The 26,660-nt window shown below is 58.8% G+C and carries 25 protein-coding genes; 14 read left to right on the top strand and 11 right to left on the bottom strand.

All coding sequences use genetic code 11. The features are described from left to right. Positions 1–75: 75 nt before the first annotated feature. The 10 genes from ACR0JW_RS05570 to ACR0JW_RS05525 form a co-directional block, all read right to left on the bottom strand. Positions 76–1,365: an amidase gene (locus ACR0JW_RS05570; protein WP_170678808.1), complete on the bottom strand. Its 1,290-nt coding sequence runs from the start codon at positions 1,363–1,365 to the stop codon at positions 76–78. After that, a complete protein-coding gene (locus tag ACR0JW_RS05565; RefSeq protein WP_480713664.1) occupies positions 1,362–2,555 on the bottom strand; it encodes a YlbE family protein in 1,194 nt (397 codons plus the stop codon). Before ACR0JW_RS05565 ends, ACR0JW_RS05570 begins: the two co-directional genes overlap by 4 nt. Further along, on the bottom strand, positions 2,552–3,178 hold the full coding sequence (locus ACR0JW_RS05560; protein ID WP_480713663.1) for a hypothetical protein: 627 nt from the start codon (positions 3,176–3,178) through the stop codon (positions 2,552–2,554). Before ACR0JW_RS05560 ends, ACR0JW_RS05565 begins: the two co-directional genes overlap by 4 nt. Beyond that, on the bottom strand, positions 3,178–3,807 hold the full coding sequence (locus tag ACR0JW_RS05555; protein ID WP_480713662.1) for a hypothetical protein: 630 nt from the start codon (positions 3,805–3,807) through the stop codon (positions 3,178–3,180). The genes ACR0JW_RS05560 and ACR0JW_RS05555 overlap by 1 nt, the downstream gene beginning before the upstream one ends. A gap of 37 nt (positions 3,808–3,844) precedes the next feature. Further along, positions 3,845–5,230: a Rieske 2Fe-2S domain-containing protein gene (locus tag ACR0JW_RS05550; RefSeq protein ID WP_170678802.1), complete on the bottom strand. Its 1,386-nt coding sequence runs from the start codon at positions 5,228–5,230 to the stop codon at positions 3,845–3,847. A gap of 1 nt (position 5,231) precedes the next feature. Beyond that, positions 5,232–6,752, bottom strand: coding sequence for an aldehyde dehydrogenase (locus tag ACR0JW_RS05545; RefSeq protein ID WP_480713661.1), 1,521 nt, complete (start codon positions 6,750–6,752; stop codon positions 5,232–5,234). A gap of 522 nt (positions 6,753–7,274) precedes the next feature. Next, positions 7,275–8,093, bottom strand: coding sequence for a TIGR03084 family metal-binding protein (locus ACR0JW_RS05540; protein WP_170825188.1), 819 nt, complete (start codon positions 8,091–8,093; stop codon positions 7,275–7,277). Beyond that, a complete protein-coding gene (locus ACR0JW_RS05535) occupies positions 8,086–10,089 on the bottom strand; it encodes an acetyl-CoA carboxylase biotin carboxylase subunit (RefSeq protein ID WP_170678798.1) in 2,004 nt (667 codons plus the stop codon). The genes ACR0JW_RS05540 and ACR0JW_RS05535 overlap by 8 nt, the downstream gene beginning before the upstream one ends. A gap of 122 nt (positions 10,090–10,211) precedes the next feature. Then, positions 10,212–11,843: an acyl-CoA carboxylase subunit beta gene (locus ACR0JW_RS05530; protein WP_480713660.1), complete on the bottom strand. Its 1,632-nt coding sequence runs from the start codon at positions 11,841–11,843 to the stop codon at positions 10,212–10,214. Beyond that, a complete protein-coding gene (locus ACR0JW_RS05525; RefSeq protein WP_480713659.1) occupies positions 11,843–13,624 on the bottom strand; it encodes an acyclic terpene utilization AtuA family protein in 1,782 nt (593 codons plus the stop codon). The genes ACR0JW_RS05530 and ACR0JW_RS05525 overlap by 1 nt, the downstream gene beginning before the upstream one ends. Positions 13,625–13,765: 141 nt before the next feature. Between ACR0JW_RS05525 and ACR0JW_RS05520 the strand changes: the two genes are divergently transcribed. The 4 genes from ACR0JW_RS05520 (at position 13,766) to ACR0JW_RS05505 (ending at position 17,394) form a co-directional block, all read left to right on the top strand. After that, positions 13,766–14,398, top strand: coding sequence for a TetR/AcrR family transcriptional regulator (locus tag ACR0JW_RS05520; RefSeq protein WP_480713658.1), 633 nt, complete (start codon positions 13,766–13,768; stop codon positions 14,396–14,398). A 286-nt stretch (positions 14,399–14,684) separates the two neighbouring features. Then, positions 14,685–15,839, top strand: coding sequence for an acyl-CoA dehydrogenase family protein (locus ACR0JW_RS05515; protein ID WP_170678790.1), 1,155 nt, complete (start codon positions 14,685–14,687; stop codon positions 15,837–15,839). Between the two features lie 187 nt (positions 15,840–16,026). Continuing rightward, the gene (locus ACR0JW_RS05510; protein ID WP_170678788.1) at positions 16,027–16,830 is read left to right on the top strand and encodes an SDR family NAD(P)-dependent oxidoreductase; all 804 of its coding nucleotides are present in this window, start codon (positions 16,027–16,029) and stop codon (positions 16,828–16,830) included. Positions 16,831–17,007: 177 nt separating this feature from the next. After that, positions 17,008–17,394 (top strand): acyl-CoA thioesterase, encoded by a 387-nt coding sequence (locus ACR0JW_RS05505; RefSeq protein ID WP_170678786.1) that lies wholly within the window; start codon positions 17,008–17,010, stop codon positions 17,392–17,394. A 296-nt stretch (positions 17,395–17,690) separates the two neighbouring features. Here ACR0JW_RS05505 and ACR0JW_RS05500 read toward each other — a convergent pair whose 3' ends face one another. Then, a complete protein-coding gene (locus ACR0JW_RS05500) occupies positions 17,691–18,608 on the bottom strand; it encodes a LysR family transcriptional regulator (protein WP_170678784.1) in 918 nt (305 codons plus the stop codon). A gap of 103 nt (positions 18,609–18,711) precedes the next feature. Here ACR0JW_RS05500 and ACR0JW_RS05495 point away from each other — a divergent pair, with 103 nt between their 5' ends. The 10 genes from ACR0JW_RS05495 (at position 18,712) to ACR0JW_RS05450 (ending at position 26,344) form a co-directional block, all read left to right on the top strand. Further along, complete coding sequence (locus ACR0JW_RS05495) at positions 18,712–19,671, top strand: tripartite tricarboxylate transporter substrate binding protein (protein ID WP_170678782.1); 960 nt, start codon at positions 18,712–18,714, stop codon at positions 19,669–19,671. Between the two features lie 73 nt (positions 19,672–19,744). After that, a complete protein-coding gene (locus tag ACR0JW_RS05490; protein ID WP_170678780.1) occupies positions 19,745–19,999 on the top strand; it encodes a hypothetical protein in 255 nt (84 codons plus the stop codon). Between the two features lie 47 nt (positions 20,000–20,046). Continuing rightward, positions 20,047–20,214 (top strand): hypothetical protein, encoded by a 168-nt coding sequence (locus ACR0JW_RS05485; RefSeq protein WP_170678778.1) that lies wholly within the window; start codon positions 20,047–20,049, stop codon positions 20,212–20,214. Between the two features lie 133 nt (positions 20,215–20,347). Next, complete coding sequence (locus ACR0JW_RS05480; RefSeq protein WP_480713657.1) at positions 20,348–21,733, top strand: tripartite tricarboxylate transporter permease; 1,386 nt, start codon at positions 20,348–20,350, stop codon at positions 21,731–21,733. Beyond that, positions 21,726–22,826, top strand: a complete 1,101-nt coding sequence (locus ACR0JW_RS05475) for a lyase family protein (RefSeq protein ID WP_170678776.1) — start codon at positions 21,726–21,728, stop codon at positions 22,824–22,826. Before ACR0JW_RS05480 ends, ACR0JW_RS05475 begins: the two co-directional genes overlap by 8 nt. A gap of 92 nt (positions 22,827–22,918) precedes the next feature. After that, positions 22,919–23,365 carry a DUF2141 domain-containing protein gene (locus tag ACR0JW_RS05470; RefSeq protein ID WP_170678774.1) on the top strand — a complete coding sequence of 149 codons (447 nt, stop codon included), beginning with the start codon at positions 22,919–22,921 and terminating at the stop codon, positions 23,363–23,365. Between the two features lies 1 nt (position 23,366). Next, a complete protein-coding gene (locus tag ACR0JW_RS05465) occupies positions 23,367–23,858 on the top strand; it encodes a TetR/AcrR family transcriptional regulator (protein ID WP_170825181.1) in 492 nt (163 codons plus the stop codon). Beyond that, positions 23,855–24,100: a hypothetical protein gene (locus tag ACR0JW_RS05460; RefSeq protein WP_480713656.1), complete on the top strand. Its 246-nt coding sequence runs from the start codon at positions 23,855–23,857 to the stop codon at positions 24,098–24,100. The genes ACR0JW_RS05465 and ACR0JW_RS05460 overlap by 4 nt, the downstream gene beginning before the upstream one ends. A gap of 28 nt (positions 24,101–24,128) precedes the next feature. Next, positions 24,129–25,283 carry an aromatic ring-hydroxylating oxygenase subunit alpha gene (locus ACR0JW_RS05455; protein ID WP_170678768.1) on the top strand — a complete coding sequence of 385 codons (1,155 nt, stop codon included), beginning with the start codon at positions 24,129–24,131 and terminating at the stop codon, positions 25,281–25,283. After that, complete coding sequence (locus tag ACR0JW_RS05450; RefSeq protein WP_170678766.1) at positions 25,280–26,344, top strand: ferredoxin--NADP reductase; 1,065 nt, start codon at positions 25,280–25,282, stop codon at positions 26,342–26,344. The genes ACR0JW_RS05455 and ACR0JW_RS05450 overlap by 4 nt, the downstream gene beginning before the upstream one ends. Positions 26,345–26,660 lie beyond the last annotated feature (316 nt).

Raw genomic sequence — 26,660 nt, 5'->3', positions numbered from 1 at the left:
CCCAGCAAAGGACTACTGAAAACCAAATAGCCAGCAACCTACACGCCACTTGGACCGGGATTCGTGCCCATTATTCTATGGCTCAGCCTGAAGAATATCATGAACCCATTGCGCAATGCCCAACAACCGCGCGTCGGCACCGCATGGTGCGATCAACTGAAATCCCAACGGCAGGCCGCTTGGATCAGCCCCGAACGGTACGGCGCAGGACGGGACCTGCAACAGGTTCCACATTCGGGAAAACAGTGGATCGCCGGTGGCTTCCAACCCCTTAGGTGCAGGTCCCGGAGCCGATGGCACCAGCAAGGCATCAATATCCCGGAACAACTGGTTCAGAACGACAGACGCGCTGTCGCGGATTGTCAGCGCCTGCCGGTAGTCCGTATCACGCACCCCAAGGCCGTTCTCGATCAGCGAATGGAATTGCGGGCTGATCGCGGACTCGCCCGCGCTGTATTCGACAGCGCGCAACCGGGCGGCCTCATAACTCATGACGGTGTTTTGGGCGTCGGAAAGTCCGGAAAACACCTGCGGGCAGGCGACCTCTGCTGTGTCGGCTCCGGCCGCCGCAATTGCAGCCAGCGCACGAGTACATGTATCGCGCATTTCGACCGTACCATCCATCCAGTGTGGGCCACGCATCAGCCCGATACGCGGCAAGTTGTCTTGGAAGTCTGGCAGCGGCGGCACATCGGTTCCCCGCAAGACAGAATCCGCCAACAAAAGATCACGGGGGTTTCGGGCCAGCACGCCCAGGGTATCCAGGCTTTGCGACAAACCCATGACTCCGTCCAGCGGATAGCCACCGATAGTTGGCCGAAACCCATATACCCCGCAATAGGCCGCTGGCCGGATCAGGGAAGCTGCCGTTTGCGAACCAAAGGCCAGCGGCACCATGAAGTCGGCCACCGCTGCGGCTGAGCCTGACGAAGATCCGCCGGGTGTGTGCAAGGTGTTGTGGGGGTTTGCCGTCTTGCCCGGGCGAAAATAGGCGAACTCGGTTGTCACCGTCTTGCCGACTGCAATCGCGCCCGCATCTATGAATGCCTGAACGCAGGCCGCATTGCGCGTTGGCTGCCGCCCCGCATACAAGTCACTGCCCCATCCTGTTGGCATGTCTTCGGTATCAATGATGTCCTTGATCGCGAAAGGCACCCCAAACAGCGGCCCGTTGACGGGCAGAGCGTCGGCTCGGGTTGCCTGCTCCATGGCATGCTCTGCATCGAGGTATTCGAAGGCACCAATTTCAGGCTCTCTGTGTGCGATGCGATGCAAATGGGCGGCCATTACTTCGGACGGTTTGGCTTGGCCCGCGCGGATCAGCGCGGCAAGCTCAAACGCCCCAAGTTCATTCAGTTCTGTCATGAAGACAGCGCCCGCAAGGCTGTGGCAAAGGGATCGACCGGCATGTCATAAATCCCACCGCCTAAGCGCCCAGCCTGTCCCAGCCGATCCAGAATGCCAAGGCTGACCACAGGACCAGCCCCTTGCGCAACCGCCCCTCGGGCGGTCGAGCCCAGACTGATATCAAAAGCATTGAAATACGGGTGCGCGCCCACGGCCAAACCGGATGTACGGGTCCTGGCATCGTCCGGCAAAAAGGCACCCAAACCCTTTAACTGCTCAGGGCTGTGTTCGATGGCCATGGCGCCCAGCCCAAACGCGTCGACCACAGCGCTGTCACCGATGGCGCCCAGGGCACGCTCGGCCGGTAGATCGACATCGAATTTACCTGATGGCGGAGCGGCCGGAATCGTGAACCAACGCCCGGGCAGGCCAGATACCTGAATGCCGACGTCGCGCCCGTTTCCGCCGGCCGCGGTGACGAAACTGGACCCTTCGACCCCTTCGGCCAGCTTCATCATGATCTTGGTTGCGGCCATCCAAAGGTTCAGAAACAAGGACGGTGAGGTCGCCATGAATTCCAGCGCATCCGCGTCATCAATGCCCTTCGGACTGCGGTCTTTCAGTTCCTCGACAAGCGCAGCCGTGCTGACGGGGGTTCGCCCGTGACAATCATCACCACCCAACAGACCAATGACCGCCAGAGGAACAAGTGCAATGCCCTCGGCGATGCCGTTTTGCAGGATGTCCAGAAATCGCGTGTTCAGCCAGCGGATATGATCCAGCACTGCCTGCGATCGCAGACCCAGCCGCATGGACGGGCGCGCGCCGCCGTTGATCGGGGTGAATACCCGCGTCTGTCCCCGCCACGCATCGTAAATCGTGTGAAGGGGCATATTTGCCGAGACAACGGCAGCCAGTGGTGTGACCACGTCATGGTCTTGCGCTGGTTGCAACAGGATTTCCTGTGCCATGATCATCGCTTCGGCCTGATCGAAATTCCGGGCCAACCCTTCCCAGACTGCCGCGACACAGGCGGAATTCAGGATGGGTACAGTGATTTGTTCCGGCGCAGAGAACGCCGGACCAGCATGCAACAGCACGTTTTCAGCCAACCCGACTGCTTCGGAGGCCGTGTTGAAACGGTTCCAGACCGGTTGCGTCACCATCGCCCGGTCAAACGCCAGCTGGTCGGCGGGGTGCAGAGTCATGAGACCTCCGGCGGGATGATCCAGGTTTCCGAAAAATAGAGGAACGCGGTCGTGGTCTCGAACCCGGCCTGAACCCGTGTCCCCAGTTTTCCCGGCAATGCACGCCCATTTACAATGATCTGTGCGAATTGTGCCGGGATCAGAAGCGAGAACATGTTCTGTTCACCCGATGCCACCTCATGCGGGGACAACTCCAATGCGCGGGGTGGTTCAAGCTTCTCCCAGACCAGTTCAACCGTCAGGGTTCCGCCAACGATGGTTTCAGAGTAACGATGGCTCATCGGGTCACCCGAGCTGCGAACCACCTGCGCGCCGATTTCCGGAAGGGTTTCAAAAGCTGGCGCGTTGGCAAAGGCTGCTAGTTTGCTGACGAAGTTCATTTTCAGAAAAGCAGTCAGATCGGGATTGTCGCTGAGGATGACATTCGGCGCATCCGAAGTGCCTTCGACCTGAGAGGGGGTGCCGTACAGCAGCAGAACCTGCCCCTGTCCCACAGGCGACCAGGCAACACGGAAAAACAAGGCCATCGCGCTAATTTTCCCGTCGTCATCTTTCAACAGGATTCCGGGATTTTCCCCGGTCCAGTCAACCACGCCCGGTGTGATCGGTTCATTCAGTGGCATCAGGCATCCTCCTGCGGCGTAACCCAGGTTTCTGAAAAAGCCAGAAAGGCGGTGCTCATCCTGCGGCCAAAGAACTGACGTTCCGCCACCTGGCCGGTCAGGGTGGTGCCGTTGATCTTGATCTCCGCCTGGCCCGCCTCAAGAAAAACGGAATACATCTCGTGTTCCTTGGTCGCCGAGTTCTCTTTGGTCACCTCGACCGGCAGCGGCGGGCCCATATCCCGCCAGATCATCTCGAGTGTCACGCCAGACCCGCGCAGGGTCTCCGAATACCGGGTTTTCAGGTCTCCGGGACGTTTTTCAACGCTGTCACAGTCCAGCCATGTCATCGCGGACAGCCCGGCTTTGCCTACGAATGTCGGCATTTTCGTCACCCAGCCATCGACGATCCAACGTATCATACGCTGATTATCAGTCATGATTAGATTTGGCACCATGGGCCAGCCGAGTGCGTCATCCGGAGCGCCAAGCACGATGGCCGCATGACCCCGCCCGTACGGCGATACAACCACCCGGAAGAAAAGCGCCACGGTGTCATAGCTCTTCTGACCCGGATCCCGCTTCAGGTAGATGCCCGGGTTTTCCCCCGACCACTCCACCCGCCCCGGATTGTGCGGTATGCGCGTCATGTCCAATCCCCTTTTCCTGCCGCCTTGCCCTTAACCGTCAAGTCCAGCCAGATTCGTAATCCTTCAGTTCCTTCACGATAAAGTCGCGTCTCTGTTTGCCGGTCAGGTGATCGCCCGATTTCAGGATTTCGGCGACCTTGAAACTGACTTCTTTCTGCAGGGCACCGTCGTCGCGGCCTTCCTGCTGCGGGATCTTCAACACCGTGTCACCGGCGTAGGTTGGGATCACCCTGCCGGTGAAATGGTCGGTCGGCTGTGCGGGGCGCTCGCCTTTTTGCAGCGCCCGGATCGCATTGCGTACCATCCGCCGCGCCTTGGCGACCCCACGGTCGGTAAACGACAGGTTTTCGCGGGCATGGATATTGATCGGGCCCTGACTGACCCAGGCGTCGTAGTCGCCTGGATCGCGTTGGCGCGTTTCATATGGGCGGTCGGGACCCTGTCCGTAGAAATCCGTCTTGCCGAACCCGACCTCGTCACGATTGGTCAGCCCTCGCGGGTCATCATTGAACTCGGGGGCGCGAAAGTGCCGCCAGGCGATGACCATCGTATTGGTGTCGTCAATCGGTGTGATCCAGCGCGTCAGCCCGCCGCGACCGAAATAGCGCGACCGGTCCGGCACCGGAAAATGCCCGCCATTCTGGGTGAAACTGGGCAGCATGTGATCGTGCACGCGCACCCAGATATAGTCCCCGTCCCGGCGCACGTTGGTATAGAAATCACCGGTGGCGCAGTCGTGGAACTCAATCATCGGCATATGCGCGAACGCTTCGGTGAACTGCACACGGGCGGCCAGCGTGTGCAGGTACACGACATGGAATGGATCCCAGGCATTCTCCATCACCTGGAGCCAGTTGCACGGAGACTTGATCAGATATGGAACAAGCTCGTCTCCTTCATCATCGAACGTGTCCATGACTGGGAATGGCGGCATTTCGTTCTTTGGACCCAGATAAGCAAAGGCAAGTCCCTTGTATTCGATCACCGGATAAGCCCCCAGGCAGGCCTTTTTCCTGACCTGGCTGGCAGGGGGTTCGCAGGGCGTTTCCAGAACCGTGCTATCCAGACCGTATTTCCAGCCATGATAGGAACAACGGATGCCACCCTCTTCGACGATACCGAATTCCAGGCTCATGTTGCGGTGGCAGCAGTGCAGATGAGTCAGGCCCAGCTTGCCTTCCTTCTTTTCCCGGAAAAGGACAAGATCCTCGCCCAGTATACGCAGGCGATAGGGCAGATCGCCAATCTGATCCGTCATCGCGACCGGCATCCAGAACCGCCGCAGATATTCGCCGCAAGGTCTGCCGGGGCCGACTTCGGTCAGTTCCGGATCATGCTCAAGTGACCATACCTGTTGCTGGTCATGACCCCGGAAATCACCCTCGGGAACTGCGAACAAGGTGTCGTCGGCTGGATTGCTCATGTCATTGCTCCATACTTTCCGGGTCACAAAGGGTTGTTTCCGTCGGTTCCGGGAAGGGGTCGGGAACCGGGGAAGATCCGGTCCAGATCGATTTGCTTTGCAGGAAGTCCTTGACGGCATCCGGCCCCAATTCCCGGCCATATCCCGACAGTTTGAACCCGCCGATGGGACTTGCCGGATCGACGCTTCGATAATGGTTGATGTAAACCGTGCCTGCATGAATGGCGCCGGCAACGCGCGCGCCCTTGTCCTGATCAGAGGTCCAGACTCCGCCCGCTAGGCCGTAGTCGGTGTCGTTGGCCAATTCGATGGCCTCGTCTTCAGTTGCGAAGGTGGTGATCGCAAGGACCGGACCAAAAACCTCCTCACGCCAGAGATGCATGTCCGGTGTCACGTCGGCAAAAATCGTTGGTCCGATATAAAAACCGGGATACCCGGCCCCTGTCTCGGTACCATCAAGAAGGCAAATCGCGCCATCGGCCTTCGCCTGCCGGATCATGGTAACAACCTTGTTCCAATGCGGTTCGTTTGCCAGCGGCCCGATCTGCGTCTCTGTTTTCATCGGGTCACCAGGCCGAAGGATGCCGGCGCGTTCCAGAAGGCGATTGGTAAAGGCGGCGGCAACCGTTTCCTCCAGAATCAGACGGGACCCGGCGACACAGGTCTGACCATTCGACAGAAAGATTCCCGACATGACGCCGTTGACCGCATTTTCCAGGTCGACATCGGCAAACACGACCTGCGGGGACTTGCCACCCAGTTCCAGGGTCGTTGGAACAACTCCGGCCGCTGCCGCCTCGGCAACCTTGCGCCCGCCGATATCAGAGCCGGTGAAGGTCACTTTGCGGGTCAGCGGGTGGCGCACCAGCGCCTCACCAGCCTCATGCCCGTGACCTGTCACGACGTTCAATACACCAGAAGGCAAGCCGCATTCACACGCCAGTCGCGCAAATTCCAGCGTCGAGGCCGACGCCATCTCGGATGGTTTCACCACCACCGTATTCCCTGCGGCTAGTGCGGGGGCCAGTTTCCACGCCAAGATCATCAGCGGTGAATTCCACGGTGTAATCGCGGCGACCACCCCGTAAGGCATCCAATTGCCGATGCTTTCCACTCCGAACACCCCGTTCGATTGCAGCGCGGGCGAAAGCTGGCGTGCCTGATCGGCAAAATACCTGTACCAGCCGTGCAAGCCGGAAAACTGTCCGCGGACTTCGGCGATGCGTTTGCCGTTGTCACGGATTTCGGGCTCGACAAGCTCTTCCCAGCGACTCTGCAGCCCGTCCGCTAGACCATCTAGGATATCCGCGCGCTGCGAAGATGTTGTATTGGCCCAGGGCCCGGTTCGAAACGCCTTGTCCGCATCACGAACAGCCTGATCAACCTCGTCAGACCCGCAACACGCAAACCGACACCATTCCTGACCCGTCGCAGGGTCAACACTCGGCAATGTCTCACCATGCCACTTCAGGAATGAGCCCGAGATGAATGGGCCGTATGTTTTCAAGCCGCTATCGCCCATTTACCAGCTCCTGAACCGCCGCTGCAGGTTTCCGCTGACTTGAGATTGTGCACCTGTTGCCAAGACGGATCAGGCTCGCTGCACACATTCTCGGGATTTGATGGCCGGTGGTTGAAATGCATGAACTCATTGCAGGCGGATCCTATTTAACTTTCATTCATAATATTTTTGAAATCGAAAAGCAAAAACGTACTTACTTTGTGATGATGCAATCTAGAAAATGAACGGCAAGAGCATGCGACGCAGGGTAGCCCCCAGCAGGAAAAGACCCGTTCTGCGGCCAATTGAGGCGCCGTGCGGCCCGAGATTTTAGCTGGCCTCAATAGATTAGTGTTCGTTATTAGGCTCGGCGATTGGCCGCTCGCAGCCAATGAAATAAGTGCCGGACGCTAGTTTTTCGAACCTGAACACCGACAGGTTGGACACCGTCTGCGATCAGGGTCGTGGCCAACACCAGATGCTCTCGCGCGTCGCCTGATCGCACCAAACGTTCGCGGCCATACCTGGCGACTTTTGGGTGGTTTACCCAGACGTGTTCTTACGACCTCGGGCCATATGGCGCTGGCCGGGGGCAGGGGGCATTTCGGGAGGGCCCGCAAAACACTGCGCCATGCCCATCCATTCCGTGGCAACGGGGCCGGTCACTTGCAGTGTGGTGTCGGCGATATTACGGGTTTGGGTGACGACCTGACAAAACTCGGTGGCGCGACCCTCGATCCGCTCGGCCTCATTGGGTTCCCCCCATTCCCAGACTTCACCGGAAGGGGCGGTCAGGTTTAGATGGGGCATCGTACCGGGCAAATCCAAGCTGCGGTTCTTGTAGGTCCAGCCAAAAGTGTTCACACCCAGAACGACGATATTCTTGATGTAGTCGTGATCCTGCCGCACGACACCGAACAGATCGTAAAGCGCCTGCGCGTGCGACCAGGTTTCCATCAGCCGGGCAGAAATGGACGATCGCACGGACATATCCGGCCCGACCCACGGCACCCGAGCCTTGGGATCGGCCTGCGCAAAGCGGTCGCACATACCAGTGGTGTAGAACATCCATTCATCCAGCAACGCGTGCCCCGACAAACCCTCGAGGTATTTCGCCTCAAACCCGGCAAGATCACCGCTGCTGAAGTGGGCGATGGCGTCAATTTTGAATGCCGCGAAAGCCTCGGGTTTGCTCAGTGACAGGTCTGCACCGATGTTCCAGACATGCAGATGGCCCAGGATCCGGTTGGCGGTCCAGCCCTTGAACAGGGTCGCGCGGGCCAGATCTTCCTCGCCTCGGTCCTTTAGAAGATCGTAGAGCGCTTGGCTTTCGGCCTGAACGGCCTGCGGTTGATCAAACATCTTCACCCTCCTCGGCGGGTTCAATGATCAGGATCACCTCATCGGCGGCGATCTGTCCTCCGGCACTGGCCTGAACTTCGGTCACGGTTCCGTCGATTTCCGCTTCGATCGCGAGCTGCATTTTCATCGCTTCCAGAACCGCCAGGCGATCGCCCTTGGCGACGGTGTCGCCCACGACCACATTGATTTCCAGCAGAGCACCATGCATCGGTGCCGCCACACGGCCTCCGCCGCGTGCCTCCTCGGCCAAAGCCGAAAATTCGAGCTCGTTGCGCAGGGCGAAGGTACGGCCCTTATGTTCCAGATGAATACGGCCGCGTTCGGTGACAAGCATACCGACCGGGACAATGCGTCCGTTCACCCGCAAACGGGCTTCGGTGCCTTCTTGACGGTCGATGGCGATGGTGGCGCGGGTTTTACCACAGGTTACGTGATAGCGGCCTTCCGTGGCAGTCACCGTCACGCCGCGGGTCATCCCTTCGCTGACATAACGATAGTCGGATTCCAGACGCCCGGTTGAACTGAAGTTGGCCAGCTCCGGGTTGATACCCAGCGCGGCCGCCATACTCCGGTGGCGCGAGTCCTCGTATTGCAGAACGACCGCAATCATCGCTTCGGTTTCGGACAATACCGGTGGCGTCATTTCTTCTGCGCCGAACTCCTCGGCGATGAAGGCAGTAGTAGCCTCGCCCCTGGTGAAGGTTTCCTTGTCAAGAATTGCCGACAGGAAGCCCTTGTTGGTCTTGATGCCGAATAGTCGGGAGTTGTCCAGTGCCGCGTTCAGCCTCGCGGTGGCGGTTTCACGGTCCGGGCCCCAGGCGATGACCTTGGCGATCATCGGGTCATAATAGGGCGAGACGACGCTGCCGGTCTCGATACCGCTGTCGATCCTGATGCCTTCGCCGCGATGGGGTTGCCAAAGGTCCACATGACCCGTCATCGGCAGGAAGTCCTGCGCCGGGTCTTCGGCGTAAAGACGCGCCTCGATCGCATGGCCATTCAACTGCACACCATCCTGCACCAACGGCAGGCGTTCGCCTTGTGCGACGCTGATTTGAAGTGCCACCAGGTCGAGACCGGTGATCATCTCGGTCACAGGATGTTCCACCTGAAGGCGTGTATTCATTTCCAGGAAATAGAACTTGCCCGAGGCGTCCACCAGGAACTCCACCGTGCCCGCGCCCAGATAGCTGATCGACAGCGCCGCATCGACGGCGGCCTTGCCCATCGCAGCACGCAGTCCGGGAGTCATGATCGGGCAGGGGGCCTCTTCAATGATCTTCTGGTGTCGGCGCTGGACGGAACAGTCACGTTCGCCAAGATGGATGGCATTGCCATGGGCGTCGGCAAAAACCTGAACCTCGACATGACGAGGGCGGATGAGGGCCATTTCCAGAATCAACTCGTCCGAGCCAAAGGCGTTCAGCGACTCGGACCGGGCCGAGATCAGCGCAGCGGGCAGTTCCTCGGCCATCTGGACCAGACGCATCCCGCGCCCGCCGCCACCTGCGGCAGCCTTGACCATGATTGGAAAACCGAGCTCGGCTGCGGCAGTGATCAGTTGCTCGTCCGACTGACCCTTGCCCTCACGGCCAGGAACACAAGGCACACCCGCCTCAATCATTCGACGCTTGGCGGCAGCCTTGTTGCCCATAAGGTCAACCGCTTCGGCCGTGGGGCCGATAAAGACTATACCCGCGTCGACACAAGCCTTTGCGAAATCAGCGTTTTCGGACAAGAAGCCATAGCCCGGATGCACCGCGCCCGCGCCAGTCTTCCTGGCAGCCTCAAGGATTTTGTCCGCACGCAGATAGCTTTCGCCAACCGGTGCCGGACCCACACAGACCGCATCATCGGCAAATTTCACGTGCGGCGCGGTGGCATCAGCCTCGGAATAGACCGCGATGGTGCGATAGCCCAGCGAACGCGCGGTTTTCATCACCCGCAGAGCAATTTCACCACGATTGGCCACAAGGATCGAGTTGAAGCGCGGCATGGATCAGACCTTTGCGGTTTCGGAGGTGGCATCGGCCTGGTCGGACCACACCGACCGGCTGTTGCACTGATTGTCCAGTTCGAAGGTTTGATGGGTCTTTAAATCAGCCAAGTTGCGCCCTCTCAAATCCTTGCGATGCCAAAGGTGTTGGGTTTCAGGTCTCGGTTGCGTGCTTCCCAAGTGGTCTCGATCAAAAAGCCCAGAATTTTACGAGTGTCGCGCGGGTCGATGATACCGTTGTCCAACATCCGGCCGGAGGTGTAGAAGACGCTTTCCTGCGGTTCGAACACGTCCCGAATGGCCTGTTTCTGCTTGGCCATCTTCGCTTCCATCTCGGGCGTGATCTCAACCCCCTTGCGGGCGGCTCCGGCGCGGGCAACAACGTCCATGGTTATGGCGGCCTGCTCGCCACCCATTACTCCGGTGCGCGCATTGGGCCAAGAGAACAGAAAATCCGCATCAAAAGCATGACCGCACATGCCGTAATTCCCGGCACCAAAGCTGGCACCGACATAGAGCGAAAGCTTCGGAACGCGGACATTCGACACGGCCTGAATCATCTTGGAGCCAAGCTTGATCATACCAGCCTGCTCGTACTCGGTACCGACCATGTAGCCGGTGATGTTGTTGAGGAAGATGATCGGCATGTCTGCGCTGTCGCAGAGCTGGAAGAACTGCGTTGCCTTGGCCGCACCCTGAGGGTCCAGCGGGCCATTGTTGCCAATGATTCCGACCGAGTGACCAAAAATTCGGGCCTGGACGCAGACGGTCGCGGGGCCAAAACGGGGTTTGAATTCCAGCAGGTCCGAGCCATCGGTGATCCGGGCCATGATCTCGCGGCAGTCAAAGGCGGTTCTGTAATCCACAGGGACGACACCGGCGAGTTCGTCCGGAGAATAGACCGGCGGTTCGACCTGTTTGCGGGGCAGGGGGCGGGCGTTCTTGTTCCAGTCCAGACGCTCGACCAGATCGCGACAAATCAGGATGCCTTCCGCATCGTCTTCGGCCAGGTATTCCACAAGGCCCGAAACCGAGGCGTGCATCTCCGATCCGCCCAGTTCGCGCTCATCGGCCACCTCACCAGTTGCGGCCTGCGTCAGCGCGGCTCCGGCCAACGCCGCCATGCCATTGTGTTTCACGCCGATTACGTAATCCGACATGCCCGGCTGATAGGCGCCACCAGCAGTGGAAGGCCCGTGCAGAACCACAAAGGTCGGAATACCGGCTGCGGACAGTTTGGCCAGACCATAAAACAGCCCGCCGCCATTGGCCCAAAGTTCTACGGTGTACTGCATCAGATTGGCCCCGGCGCTTTCCACCAGATGCACAAAGGGCAGCTTTTGTTTCAGCGCGATCTTGAGAATGGCCAGTCCTTTGTTCACTGACATATTGGTCGACGCGCCCGCATTGATCCCGCTGTCATCGGCATAGACCAGACAGCGCGTGCCGCTGATATAGCCGATCCCGGTTATCATCGACGCGCCGGGAATGGAGGTTTCCGGGTCTGGGTCGTCGACCAGAAAATTCGCCATATTGAACAGCTCGACAAACGGCATACCCGGGTCCAGCAGACGCTTGACCCGCTCGCGCGGGGTCAACTGGCCACGCTGGTCGAAACGGGCCTTGCGGCTGTCCGAACGCGCAACGGCGCGCGCTTCGTACTCGCGCAGTTCGGTGATCAGTGCCAGCATATCCCGACGGTTCTGCCCAAACGCTTCGGATGAGGTCGATATTCTGGTCTGGAAAACGGGCATCAGAGCGCCTCCGCAACAGAGTGGGGAACAGGAATGGGGTGATCCAGCAGAATCTGCCCATAGGCCTTGCCCAGCGGATCGTCCTGCAGTGCGGCCGTGCCACCGCCACCCAGTGCATCATGCAATACAAAATTCAGCGCGTGCATGCCCGGCATATAAAACCGCTCTACCCCGCCTTTCAGTCGATGGGCAAAGCGGGCCGTCACCACATCCGAGGTTACAGCGGCAGCAATATAAGGCAAGTATTCGGACTTGCGGGCGATCAGGCCGATATTGGCCTTGTCGCCCTTGTCGCCCGAGCGTCCGATTGCCAACTTGATCAGGGGCACTTCGACTGTGCAGGCTTCTAAAACAGCGGAGATGCCGGGCAGGGTTTCGGAATCCGTAAATGGTTGCCCCGCCGCTATATCCACTGATTGTGCGCCGCTCTCCGTGACGACATGGACCGGCACATCCGCTTTCGGGATCAGGCACGAAAACAGGCGCACGATCGGCATCGGTTTTGGCTTGCCACCGCCAAAGGCGGACAGACCGGCTGGCGTTGCAAGGCCCGCGCCGATAACCTCAGCCAAGAAAAGGGCGACGCCGGTTTTATCCATGTGTTTTACAGTGATCCGGCCCGCAATCTCGCGCACGCCCAATTCTCGGGCATAATCGCCGTATTTGGCTTCGGATCCGATCGGCTCAACGCATATCCCTTCGAAATCCGGCAGGTTTCGGGCGGCCAGTTTTCCGCGAGCACGGGTCAGAGCCGCCTGCGCGTAAGTGCGGAACTTGGCCTCGGCGTCAAAGCCGGTAAACACCAGCATGATTGAGCCCTTATATCCATCCAGGAAAGTGACACTGGCCTTATAAGACTCGGTTGGCGCGCGGCCCCGGGCACCAGCAACCCGGACCAGGTCGGGGCCGATCTGCGTCACGACAACCTGCGAGAAATCGCAGACAACATCAGGCAGGATATAGGCCTGCGGGTCGCCGATTTCATAAATGATCTGTTCAGCGACGGTCCCGACGGACACCAAACCGCCGGTGCCTTTGGGCTTTTCGACGGTAAAGCTTCCGTCGGCTGCGACCGTTGCGATTGGATAACCGATGTTGGCCATATCGCCCACATCCCGCCAATCGGTGAAATTACCACCTGTGGCTTGCGGCCCGCATTCGATTACATGTCCTGCAAGGCTGCCACCCGCGAGTTGGTCCAGATCATCCGCACCCCAGCCAAATTCATGGATGCAGGCCCCCAGCGTGACGGCACTATCCACACAGCGACCAGTTACAACTATCTCTGCACCACCCGCCAGCGCCTGCGCGATGGGGAACGCGCCCAGATAGGCGTTCGCGCTTTGCAGATTTTCTGGTTTCGGCAGCGGAGTGTTCACAAACATTTCTCGCACGCCAGCGAATTCCCCGACCTTGAGGCGGGGTAGAATATCGTCGCCCAAAACCACGGCGACTTTCAGATCCAACCCCAGATCGGCAATGAGTGACCTTACGGCTTCGCCGCAGGCTTCGGGGTTCACGCCACCCGCATTTGCGATGACCTTGATCTTCTGCCGCGCGATCTCGCGCAGGTTCTGACGCAGGACCGAATTCACGAAGTCCACCGCATAACCCTTGTCTGCATCTGCTGCGCGCGCGCGCGCCAGTACGGACATCGTGATTTCAGCCAGATAGTCGAACACCATATAGTCCAGCCGCCCGTTTTCCAGAAACTGCGGCACGGCCATATCGGATTCACCCCAAAATCCGCTGGCACCGCCTATTCGGATTTGTCTCTGCATGAACTCCCCTTTGAATCCACTGGACCTGCGTCAGTTTTGATGTCATCAAACAAACAGAACGTTCTGTTTGTCAACTGCTTCGTGTCGCATAAAACCCTTTGAAATCGCAAAGGGGCAGACCGAAGCCGAAGAAGGTAGAATATGGCCAGCAGCAAACCGACCAAGCGCGAGACCAAGGCGCTACAGTCACGGCAGACGATCCTTGAGGCGACGATGCGGTGTCTCGTGAAATACGGCTACTCCGAAACCAGCACGTCGCGTGTTTGCGAAGAGGCGGGGCTTTCGCGCGGGGCTTTGACCCATCACTTTACCTCGAAGACAGCGTTGATGGTGGCCACCAGCGACTGGATCATGCAGGCCTCGATCCGCTGGCTGGCTGGCCGCGAAAACCGACCTGAGCAGACGATCGAAAGGCATCTGGAACGGCTTTGGCGGCAGGTCATGAACACCGACGCGATGCGCGCCCTGCACGAGATTCTGGTGGCGATCCGCACGGATAAAGAGCTTGCGGACCAGATCCACGACTCGCTGCTGGACTGGAACGACACCATCAATGAAAACGCATTGCTTCATCTCAAGACGACGGATGGCGACAATGCGAAATTTATTCGCCTGTGGACCATCGCCCGAATTTTCTATCGCGGTTTGCTGACACATGACTCATTTGTCCGGAGCGAAGCTGAGACCGCGGAAATCGTGCAGGAGTTCATTTACCTGCTGACCCCGCATCTGCAACGGCGAAGGGAGGTGCGGCTGGTGAGTTCCGAGAGCTAGGCAGTCATGCCCCAGATCGGGCACTGTAACCATTCTGAGGGGATTTCGATGATGTTCACGCAAAAGACACGAAGAATCCCGACGTACTTGCGAACGTTGAGCAGAGACCGAGATGAACCTTTGCAAGGGCCTTCCCCGCCCATGAGATTTTCAGATCACTGGACACCCGGGAGATCAAGCGGGTCAAAAAGATCGGTATGAATGGCTCGACACGGTCAAACTGGGTGCGACCAGTGCATTATCCGAACAGCCGGTTGAGAAAGTACTGAATGGCTAGGAGGCCGAGATGGCGCTGATTTCACCCTTTATGACACCCGAGCGCGAGAACTTCCGGGACAATTTCCAGCGATTTGTCGAAAGCGAGATTCACCCCAACATCGAAACGTGGGAGGCCGACAAAGCCGTTCCCGCCGAACTGGATGAAAAAGTGGCCGAGTTCGGTGTGTTCGGCTTTGGGGTGCCCGAAGAATACGGTGGCTTGGGAATGGACGATGCCTTTCTGCGTACCGATTTCAACGAATTGATCTTTGGCTGCGGCGCATCGGGGGTAGCGGCGGCCGTGGGCGGACGCGCGATTTCAATTGCGCCGATGGCGCGGTTTGCATCAGATGACTTCCGCACCACCGTTCTGCCCGAAATTATCGCGGGCAGGATGTCGTCGTCGCTGGCAATCACTGAGCCCAGTGGCGGATCAGATGTGGCCAACATGCGCACGACCGCCACGCGATCAGGTAACGGGTGGGTTCTGAATGGTGAGAAGTGCTTTATCACCGGCGGCATGGCCTCGAAGTGGTTTGTCGTCGGCGCACGGACAGGCGATGCGGGTCTGGGCGGTATCTCTCTGTTTCTGATCGAAGCCGACACATCAGGCTTTACCCGCACCAGAGGCGAAGAAAAGATGGGTTGGCATTGTTCAGAACAGGCCTCTTTGTTCTTCAAGGATTGCCACGTTCCCGCCGACGCGCTGATCGGTCCTGAAAACCGGGGCTTCCTTGCGATCATGGAAAACTTCAATCATGAACGGCTTGCTTTGATCGCCGGTTCGCTGGGCATGATGAAGCTGTGCTTCAACGCCTCCCTGGACTGGGCGCGCGAACGAAGGACCTTTGGCAAACGCCTGATCGATCATCAGGTCATCGCCCATAAGTTTGCCGAAATCTCGGCCCGGATAGACATGAATCAGGCCTATCTGGATCAGATTTGCTACACCATCAACGCGGGCCAAATACCGGCCGCCGAAATCGCAAAGGCAAAGGTACAGGCGACGAAATCGCTGGAATTTGTAGCGTCTGAATCGATGCAGATCTTTGGTGGCGCAGGTTACATGCTCGGCAATCCGGTCGAGCGCGTTTATCGCGAAGTCAAGATCATGGCTATCGGCGGCGGTTCGGAAGAGATCATGCGCGATCTGGCTGTACGCCAAATGGGCCTGACCACATAACCGTCAGCCGGCGCGAAAGTGTATTGCACAGGTTGGATCGGGTGGCACACAACCGGGCGGGTCGACCACTACGGCGCTAACCGACGCGATAAACTATCCGCGACCACATCGACAAAAGAAGCGCCGACCCTCAGGATACACGCGTTGGTTTTTGCGACGAAGCGAAGCAAGGGAGAGGCGGGGCAGCATGGGAAGAACGTATCAGGACCGGTATGACAATTGGGCGCTGGTCACAGGTGCCAGTTCCGGAATTGGCGCCGAATTTGCGAACCAGCTTGCGGTTGCCGGGATGAACCTCATCCTTGTGGCGCGCCGCGCCGATTTGCTGGACGCTATGGCCAGCGATCTCAGCGCTCGCCACGGGGTGGAAGTACGCTGTGTCGCCGCTGATCTCGGAACGGAGACCGGCATCGACGCGGTGTGTGCCATCCCCGAAGAAATCGGTCTGTTGGTTCATTCTGCCGGTGTAGAGGTGAACGGCGCGTTTGAAACGACCGATGCGGATCAGGGAATGGCATTGCTGCGGCTGAATGTTCTGTCGACCTTTCGCCTGACCCACCACTTTTGCCAGGGAATGCTAGAGCGCGGACGGGGCGGGATCGTTCTGGTCTCAAGCCTGTCGGGCCACATGCCGAACCCCTATTTTTCAAACTATGCAGGCAGCAAGGCTTACGTGCTGAATTTCGGCGCATCCCTGCGGGCCGAGCTTCGGCCGAAGGGCATTGACGTTCATGTCCTGTCGCCTGGACCGACCGATACGCCGATGGCTGCTGGTACCGGGTTGGATTGGAGCAAGGTTCCATCAAGCGTTATGAATGCAGACGCAGTTGTCACCGAAGCGCTCGGCAATCTGGGTGGCAAGTTCCTGACGGCTCCGGGGCTGATGAACAAAATGACCATATGGATGGCCAAACACAGCCCGACAGCCCTGTTCGGTCGCATAAATGAGAAAGTGCTGAAAAACGCCCTGCCGCCGGAAAAGCTTGGGTGAAGAACTGCGGCGATCACGGCTATGGCAACGTCAGGGAGCGTCTTATAAGGGAACCCAGGGAACGTCAGAACGGCCTGTAATGCGCGACTGAACGGTGCAATCCACCTCTGGCGATCAAGACAGGACAAAAACTTCCGGACATGATGACCGTGTCCTGAACCAAAAAAGGCACAAAAGATGAGCAGTGAAACTCCGAAAGGTGAACTGACATTGCGCACGGCAGCAATGCCGGCGGACGTCAACGTTAACGGCGATATCTTTGGCGGCTGGGTTCTCAGTCAGATGGATATAGCCGGCGGAATTGTTGCAGCTACACGCGCGCAAGGCCGCGTTGCCACAATCGCAGTTGATGCGATGAAGTTCATTCGCCCGGTGAAAGTCGGTGACGTGTTATGCATCTACGGAGAGGTGTCGCGTGTAGGCCGAACCTCAATGGCCATTTCCATCGAAGCCTGGGTTTTGCGCGGCTTGATCGGCGTCCGTGAAAAGGTGACCGAGGCGATCTTCACCTTTGTTGCGATCGATGAGAACGGAGTTCCACGTCCGGTTCCAAGCGCTGAATAGGGGCTGTCACTGTCGTTTGCGGTATCCAACATTGTCAGGAAAGTTAGAATTTGACCGTTTTGGAGCGGTACTGGAGCGCGCTTCCAAAATTCGAACTGCTGGAAACTGCACTAAGGCTTTCATGCTGGAACAATTCACATGCCAGCCGGTCAGGAGAGTTCCTGCCTGAGTTCGCTAGATCGATAACAACTACTAAAAACGCGAGGATTTCTGCCGCGCACCTCGATTGGAGCGCGATTTCCAATCAGGCAAGCCAGTGAGGTCCACATTAGTCGCCTGAACGGTAAGTCGGTGGATCAGGACACCTCGCTGCGCATGGTGTCGCTGGAACGGCATACGCGTTTTACGTGCTCCACCAGTTTGTCCTGGAACTGCTTGGCCGCCGATCCCGACTGTTGATACTTCGGAAGCAACAATCCAAATGTCATCCATTTTTCCGGCTCGATCGGGATTGATACCAAGCGATCCCCGAATGACGCCGCGACCATCTCATCGGCGATTGTGATGCCTGCACCTTCGGCCACCAAGGCACAAGCAAGTTGGGACGAGGACACTTCATGGGTCACTTCGGGCACTACACCAGCCGAGTTGAAAGCGTCGTCTAACTGCTCCCGAAGCAACAAGCCCTGCATCAGGCGGATGATCGTTTCACTGGCAAGCTGTTCTGCCGCTATTGTTGCCTCATTCGCCAACGGGTGATCCCGGGGCAGGATTGCCAGGGCTCGCACGCGGACAAGCGGCACCGTTCTGATGTCCGGATGGCTGACCGGCAGGGCTGCTATTCCGATATCGTACTCTCGCCCGGCCAGCCATTTGCTCGCGTCCCGGCGCGCGCGGACGTCCAAGGTCACACTTACTTCGGGGTTTTCACGGGTGAAGTGCGCGACGGCGGGTGCAGACAGAAATTGGGCGATCCGAGGCATCGTCACAACCCGAAGACTTTCTGTACGCCCGGCCCGGATTTCGGCTGCAATACGGGGAACCTCATCCAGGTTGTCCAGAATGCGCCCGGCTTCGCGATAAAACGCGATCCCCTCAGTGGTGGGGGACAGGCTGCGCCCGCTGCGGTCAAACAGCCTGAGCTTCAGTTCTGCTTCCAAACCGCTGATCAGTCTGCTGATGGCAGGCTGACTTAGATGCATGATGTCCGAGGCCGCCGCAATGGAGCCTTCGGAAAAAGCATGACGGAAGGCGCGGAGAGCTTTGACGTTCATCGACAGGACTCTTTCATTATTTGCATTATTTAATGCTACATTTGCAAAAATCGCAATCAATTGGCCTGCTAGAAAGGCTGCGTCACTTTTTGGGGGAGCCCACATGAAACGCAGAGCATTCCTTGCTGCCGTCACAGCGGCGACCGCGCTGGTCGCAACGGCAACCGCCGGCTTCGCGGCCGACTGGCCGAAACGCCCGATCAATATCGTGGTACCCTATCAGGCCGGGGGCGGCACCGATGCCTATGCGCGTGCCATTTCCGCCGCTGCCGAAGGCGTATTGGACGTTCCGGTGGTCGTCGTGAACAAACCCGGATCAGGTGGCCTCAATGGCGCCAACGCCGTGGTCGGGGCCAAGCCTGATGGCTATACGATGATGATGACCTCGGGCGGGTCTTTCCTGCTGTCGACCATGACACGCGACACAGACATTGATGCACTGGATAGCTTTGACTTCGTCGCTCAGGTCGGCCAGCTGCAGACCTCGCTGATGGTACCCACAGACAGCACATATCAAAGCGTAGAGGACGTGATTGAAGCGGCAAAGGCAAACCCTGGGTCATTGCGTTGGGCCCATTCCGGGCGCGGAGGGTTCCATCACGTGGGCGGTCTCGGGTTCCTGGCCAACAACGGAATCGAGGCGCAGGATGTGCCGTTCAAGGGGGGCGGGCCGACCCGCGCGGCGCTGATTGGCGGACAGGCCGACTTCGGTTTCCTCGGGGTGCAGCAATTGCGCGGTTTTGAAGAGCAGCTGCGCGCACTTGCCGTCAATAGCGCCGAGCGGGACAATATCATGTCCGATGTTCCGTCCTTTGGCGAACTGGGCGTTCCCTTTGCCGCCGTATCGTCGCCGGTGATCGTATTCGCGCCCAAGGGCACGCCGGCCGAAGTGATTTCCGCCATGGAAACGGCGCTGACCGAGATCACGGCAAAGCCGGAATTTGCAGAGCTTCTGGCAGAGCGCGGCACCGGTCCGGTCTTTGCAACAGGCGCAGACGCCAGGGCCACACTGACCACGATGAAAGCGGATGCCGCGCCGCTGGTTGCGACCCTGAATAACTGAGGTGGGCAACGGCCGGGCCAGACTCAGCTTCGGCCCGGCCGCTCCACCCGAGATGTTTCTGAAGGAGAACACTATGCGGGACGTGATCGAGGGAATTGTACTCGTACTGCTGTCATTGTTCGCGATCTGGGGGGCCTGGCAGGTTCCGGCGGCAAGCCCCGGAGACACATGGGCCGGGATCGCGCCCTTTGCCGCATCAGTTGCCTTGCTCGCCCTCTCGGGCCTGGTACTGATGAACGGGCTGCGCCTGGTGCAGTCACGACAGGTTGTCGTTGAAGAAAGCGACACGAGCACGCTGGACATCCTGATCCTGTTTGCATTGCTCTGATTTATCAGCAGTCTTTCCGCTGGTTCGGCTACGTCCTGCCCACGGCCATGACCGCGCCGGTGGTTCTGTATATCTTCGGTGTCCGCAGTCGTATCGGGTTGGCCATATCCGTGATCGTCTGTCCGCTCATCTTCCACATCATCTTTTTCGAGTTGCTCGGCGTCTTCCCGCCTTATGGCGAGGTGTTCGATCTGCTCGACTGGTTCCGAGGGTAAACACAATGGAGATCTTTCCCGCCCTTCTGTCGGTTATCACCGATCCGACACTTCTATTCGCCATTGTCCTGGCTGCTGTCGTCGGCATGATCGTCGGTGCCACCCCGGCCTGACCGCTTCGGCGGCCATCGCAATGCTGCTGCCCATTACCTTCTACATGCCGCCTCTGTTTGCGTTGGCGTTTCTCTATGTCATAGGCAAATCGGGGCGTTATGGCGGCTCTGTTGCCGCGATTCTGTTCAATACGCCCGGAACAGCGGCAAGTGCAGCGACGCAGATCGACGGCTATCCGCTGGCCCGTGCAGGCAAGGCAGGTAAGGCGATGAAGGTTGCGACGATCTCGTCGGTCATCGGCGATTTCATGGGGGATATCCTGCTTGTGGCGGGTGTCGGTTTCATCGCCGCCATCGCGCTGAAACTCGGCCCGCCCGAAACCTTCGCCATCTACTTCGCGGCCTTCGTGGTGATCGGGTCCGTGATCGGAAAGTCCATCACCAAGGGCCTGATCTCGGCCCTGCTCGGCATCCTTGTGGCCATGGTCGGTCTCGACCCGATTTCCAGCGAAGAACGGTACACGTTTGGTTCGTTCGATCTGTCGAATGGCATCGGACTGGTGCCTCTTATGATCGGTGTCTTTGTTCTGGGCGAGGTTTTTGCCCAACTGGAAGGGCGCAAAAAGGCCAAAGGCGAGGTCAGTGAAAACGAAAGCGACCCAACCGGGCACAACCTGACCTTTGAAGAATACAAGCCCTGCATCCCGCATGCCATCCGGGGCGGATTCATCGGCGCGGGGATCGGGGTTCTTCCCGGGCTCGGCTCGGCCATTGCGGCCTTCATTTCTTACGGTGAAGGCAAGCGCCGCGCCAGAAACCCCGAGCAATGGGGCAAGGGCGCGCTGGAAGGCGTCGCCGCGCCCGAGGCCGCCAACAACGCGGTGTCCGGGCCGTCGATGGCGCCGCTGCTGACGCTTGGCATCCCGGGGTCGACCATCGGGGCCATCCTGCTGGGCGTTTTCCTGATCCACGGCATTCAGGTCGGACCCACCCTGTTTCTCACGGACAAGGAACTGGTCTATCAGCTTTTTGCCTGCGGGATGCTGGGAATCTTTGCCTACGGGATCATCGGCTACTTTGGGGCCACGCAGGTTGCGCGCCTGATCCTGAAGGTTCCGGTCAATGTCCTCTACCCGCTGATCTTTCTGACTGCCTTTGTCGCCGCCTATTCCGCCCGAGGTTCGATGTTCGACGTGACTGTCATGACCGTGGCCGGATTTGTGGGCTGGCTGATGCGCAAATTCGACTTCAACGTCGCGGCCTTCGTCATCTCTTTCGTCCTGGCGAAGGGGGCCGAGGAAACGTTCCGTCAGGCGCTGCTGATGTCCGATGGCGGCGCGCTCATCTTTGTCGAACGCCCCATCGCCGCCGGATTCCTGCTGCTCGGCCTTTTGGCCATGGGGTTCCGCATTCAGTCGATCATGAATGAACGGCGCATCGCCGCCGGCGGGCTGGGCGATGCTTGATTACCGGATCTACCGCAACTGCTTTTCTTCCGCTGAAATGCGCCGGATTTGGTCCGAGCCCGCCGCCATCGCTGCGTGGTTGAAGGTCGAACAGATCCTTTCGCGCTGTCAGGCCGATCTGAACCTGATTCCGACCGAGGCGGCCGTGGCGATCGAAGCCGTGGGTATCTCTGATCTGGATACCGAAGCACTGGCTGCGGAAATGGATCTGGTCGGGCGCCCGATCGTGGGGCTGGTGAAACAGATTCGGTCATTGGTGCGCGCGCATGCAGATCACGTTCACCACAGGGCGACCACACAGGACATTATGGACACCGCCATGGTCATGCAGATGAAGCTTGGCCTTGCGGAAATCGAGTTTGGCATCAACCGGCTGCTCGAACTGCTGGACGGACATATCCGCGACCACCCCTCGACCTGGCTGATGGGGCGCACCAACGGTCAGCATGCAGTTCCCATGATGCTGGCCACAAAACTGGAGGTGTGGCGGTCAGAACTGGCGCGCCGCAACAAGGCGTTGGAACAGGCTTCGGGTCGTGGCCTCAACGTGCAAATCGGCGGCCCGGTTGGTGATCTGCGGGGCTACAAGAACGGAGAGGGAGAGAGGGTCAAGACAGCGGTCGCGGAAAGCCTGGGGCTGGGCAGTGTCGCGCCCCACTGGCAAAACGCCCGCGACGGGATCGCGGATTTGGTGACTGCACTGGGATCACTCTGCGCCACGCTCTGCAAGATCGCCCACAATATCAACCTTCTGTCCTCATCCGACATTGCCGAGATCTCTGAAGTACATGCCAACGGCAAAGGCGCGTCCTCGTCCATGCACCACAAGCGCAACCAGCGGGCAACTGAATTCATGGAGGCGGTGTCGCGCCTCGGCCGGCAGAAAGCGGAACAGATCGGGGAGTTCACCCTTCACCAACACGAAAGGTCCGGCGGCGCTTGGATTGGAGAGTGGGTGATCGTGCCCGAAGTGTTCCTGCTGACATCAGGGGCACTACACTGGGCGCAGGCCTTGTTTGAAAATCTGACCTATCATCCCGACCGAATGGCAGAGCACTGCAGGGCGTCGGCCGAGGCCGCCCGGATGCGTTGAAGTTTGGCGTTTCAAAATAATAAACTGTCACTATTGACAATAATAGGAAGCCACCCTAAATATTGTCAATCTTGACAACTTATGGTGACCCGATGCAACCTTTCAAACTTGTCTCAGTGGCGGCCCTTGCTACTGCCACCGCAGTCGCAGCCATTGCGCAATCGTCCGAAACCGCACCGCTTTCGGTGACTGTCGACGGGCTGCGGAATGGCAATGGCGCAGTGATCGTGGCGGCCTTCGATCAGGCCGCGGGCTTTGAGACGATGGACGTGGCCACGGCGATCGCGATGGCCCAGGTCCCTGCTGCCGGTGCAACGGTCTCGGTCACGTTTCACAACCTTCCGGCTGGCACCTATGCCTTCGCCGCGATGCACGACGAGGACCTGGACAGCTATCTGGACATGAAAGGCGAAGTGCCGACCGAAGGATATGCGTTTTCCGGCATGGGGCGCCGGGGTTTGCCGCCGAAATTCGAGGATGCGGCTGTCGCAACTGGCGCGACGGCCAAATCGACATTGCAGCTGAAGTACTGGAACTGACGTGGCCGGGCGCCCATCAAACCGAGACGAACGCTATGCACAGGTGATGAACGCACTGGTGCGTTGCGTGGCACGTTTCGGGCTTGAAGGCGCCTCGCTTGCGCAAATCGCGGACGATGCGGGGCTGACCCGGCCGCTCATCCGACACCATCTGGGCAATCGGGACGAAATGATCGTGGCGTTGCAGGACTATGTCCTGCGCAGCTTTGCCGAACAGACCGAAGCGCTGTTGGCCGCGCTTCCGGAAGATGGCGCGGGGCCGGCTCTGGTCGAGCTTCTGCTTTCCGAAACGATGGAATCGACCCCGGACATGGTGTTGGCGTTTGCGGCACTGACAGCGCGTGCCGCAGAAGATGCGGACCTGCGCGCCGCCTGCCGAGACTCCCTTCTGGCGTTCGAGGCCGCGATTGCAGGTATTTTGAGCAAGGACTATCCACAAGCCGCACAATCCCTCGCGGGCAACCTGCTGGAAGGATTGGAAAGCCGCTCATGATCCAGATGCGTCCACTCAACTACATCGCTTTCGCCGTGCTGATGATTGCAACAGTGCTTGGCTATCAATCGCTCTGGGGGCTGCTGTTCCTGTTTTGGACAGTCCAGAGTTATCGCACGGGCTATGCGTTTTTGTTGTCTGAAGTAACGCGGGACGAAGACCCCGTTCTGTACTGGTTGATCCAGGTTGCCTGGGTCGTCTTCGGTATCTTGCTGATAACCAACGATTTTCTGCCCGGCTAGGGCTCACACCAATCTTGGGAACACCCGAATGACCCGAATGCTTCACCTGCTGCCTGTCGAGGCCTACACTTCGCAAGAGTGGTTCGATCGCGAAATGCGCGAGATCTTCTCGAAAACCTGGCGTTATGCCGGGTTCATGGAGGATGTCAGCGAACCCGGCCAATACATCACCGTTCAGGCCGGGCTGAACAACATATTCGTGGTAATGGGCCGCGACAGGCGGCTGCGCGCGTTTCATAACATTTGCCGTCACCGCGGCACGCAACTGATCCGGGCCGTCGGCAAGACGCAAAAGGCGCTGACATGCCCGTATCACGACTGGACCTATGACCTTGAAGGTAACCTGATCTCGGTGCCCGAAGAACAAGAGGAATTCGGAAAGGTAGATAAATCCTGCCTGGGTCTGAAACCCGCCAGGGTCGACATCTGGAAATCGATGATATTTGTGCATCCTGACCCGGACGCGCCCTCTATCGCTGAATGGTTCGGGCCGGTGGAACAGCATATTGGCCCGCACGTACCCGAGGAACTGGTCGAATATGAAGACCTGAACAACAGCTACGAGATCAAGGCAAACTGGAAGGTGGTTGTCGAAAACTACATCGACGTCTACCACCTGAGCCACCTGCATTCGAACACGCTGCAAATGTACGACCACAAGGCCGCGAAGTACCACTGGGAAGGCCCCCATTACATGTTCTGGGAACCCCCGGTCGAAGACTTTCTGAAGGATCAGGAAAGCAAGCTGATTGCCCCGCGTGTGATCCCCGAGGACATGACTGGCGCATGGGTGCCGATGCTGTTCCCGGGGATTGGGTTGGCTGGCTCCGAGGACGGTTGGAACATCTTCATCATCGAGCCGCTCGGCCCCGAACTGACGCGAGTGTCCAACCGGGGGCGGGTGTCCAACAGTTCCGGCTGGGAGTTTGCCAAGCAGTCGATGAAATCCTCGAATTTCTGGACCAAGTTTGGCCTGAGCGGCAAGTACGAAGCCCATGACGCCATGAGCGAGGATGACCCGATGGTCGCGGGCGACTTCACGGGGGAAGACATCTACGCATGTGAGCAACAGCAGAAATCGCTGAAATCGCCCTATTTCGAAACCGGTCCCGCAGCGGTTGGTGAAGGCCCGGTCGTGCAGCATCAGAAAGTCGTTCTCGAATGGTTGGGGGACGCCAAATGAGACAGCGAAACTTCCACCCACTGACCGTTCTCGATACCCGCGAGGAAATCGGCGGCCAGGCCAAAACAGTCATGTTCGACGTGCCCGACGCCCTGCGCGAAACTTTCGCCTGGCGGGCCGGTCAGCACCTGTCGTTCCGCTTCATGGTGAACGGAGAGGAGCAAAGGCGCAGCTATTCAATCTCCTCGTCTCCGTTCACGGGTGATCCCCTGCGGATCACCGTCAAGCGAGTCCGGAACGGCCTCGTCAGCAACCACGTCAATGACACTGTGAACAAGGGCGATGTGATCGATGTGATGCCACCTTTCGGCGGGTTTTGCCTGGATCCCGGAGCGACAGCGCGCCGTACCCATTACTTTTTTGGCGCCGGTTCGGGCATCACCCCGCTTTACGCTATGCTCAGTTCAGTCATGGCGGCCGAGCCCAATTCCTTCGCGCATCTGGCTTACGGCAACAACAACGAGCACTCTGTTCTGTTGTTGGACGAGCTGAACGCCCTTGGGGAAGCCAATCCGGATCGGATGACCATTCACCATGTCTTTTCCAAACCCGGTTTCTGGTCCTCGGCCGAGTATTGGCGCAGAGGTATCATCGACGAACCCGCGATCGAGGCGCTGATTGCCGAAAACCCGCCCTATGCACAGGACACGCAGTATTACGTCTGCGGACCCGGCGGCATGAACAAGGCCGTGAAAGCATCGCTGATGTCGCTCGATGTTCCTGCCAATCGCATCCACATGGAAAGCTATGGCGGCGCGGCAGAGATTGACACCACTGTCGAAGGTCTGGCTGCCAAGGCAGAGATCACGTTGGGCGGCGTCAGGCATTCGGTCGACGTGGCCAGCGGCCAAACGGTTCTCGAAGCGGCAAAATCCGCAGGTCTGAAACCGCCCTTTTCCTGCCAGTCCGGGGTTTGTGGTGCCTGCCGTGCCAAACTGACAAAAGGCGATGTCCAAATGCGGGCGCGAATGGCGCTGGAAGACGCAGACATTGCAAAAGGGGCGATCCTGACGTGCCAGTCGCTGCCGCAGACGGACACCCTGTCGCTCAGCTATGACTGATCGAATTAAGAGCAAAAGGTGAGTCGTTCTGCGCGGCCCGTTGCACCATCTACCAGACTTCACCTGCGGCACAAATGGCCTGTGCCGGGGCGGGCAGGGCCGTCGATGGAGCGGCCTGCCCATTATGGCGGTGTGTCTTCCTTTGTGCCAAAAGCCCTCCCTTGTCAGGCCAAGTGGCCAAGGCCAAACGATAAGATAACACTGGCCACGTGGATGCCCTGGCGGCTTGCTTTTTCAAGCCCGGATCTGTGTGAATCGCACTTGGAATGCCTTGCCCCAAGACCGTCAAACAGAACTGTCCCCGCAGGTTGCCGGG

Source organism: Ruegeria sp. BG6 (assembly GCF_056538465.1).
This window is presented reverse-complemented; position numbering and strand designations above follow the sequence as displayed.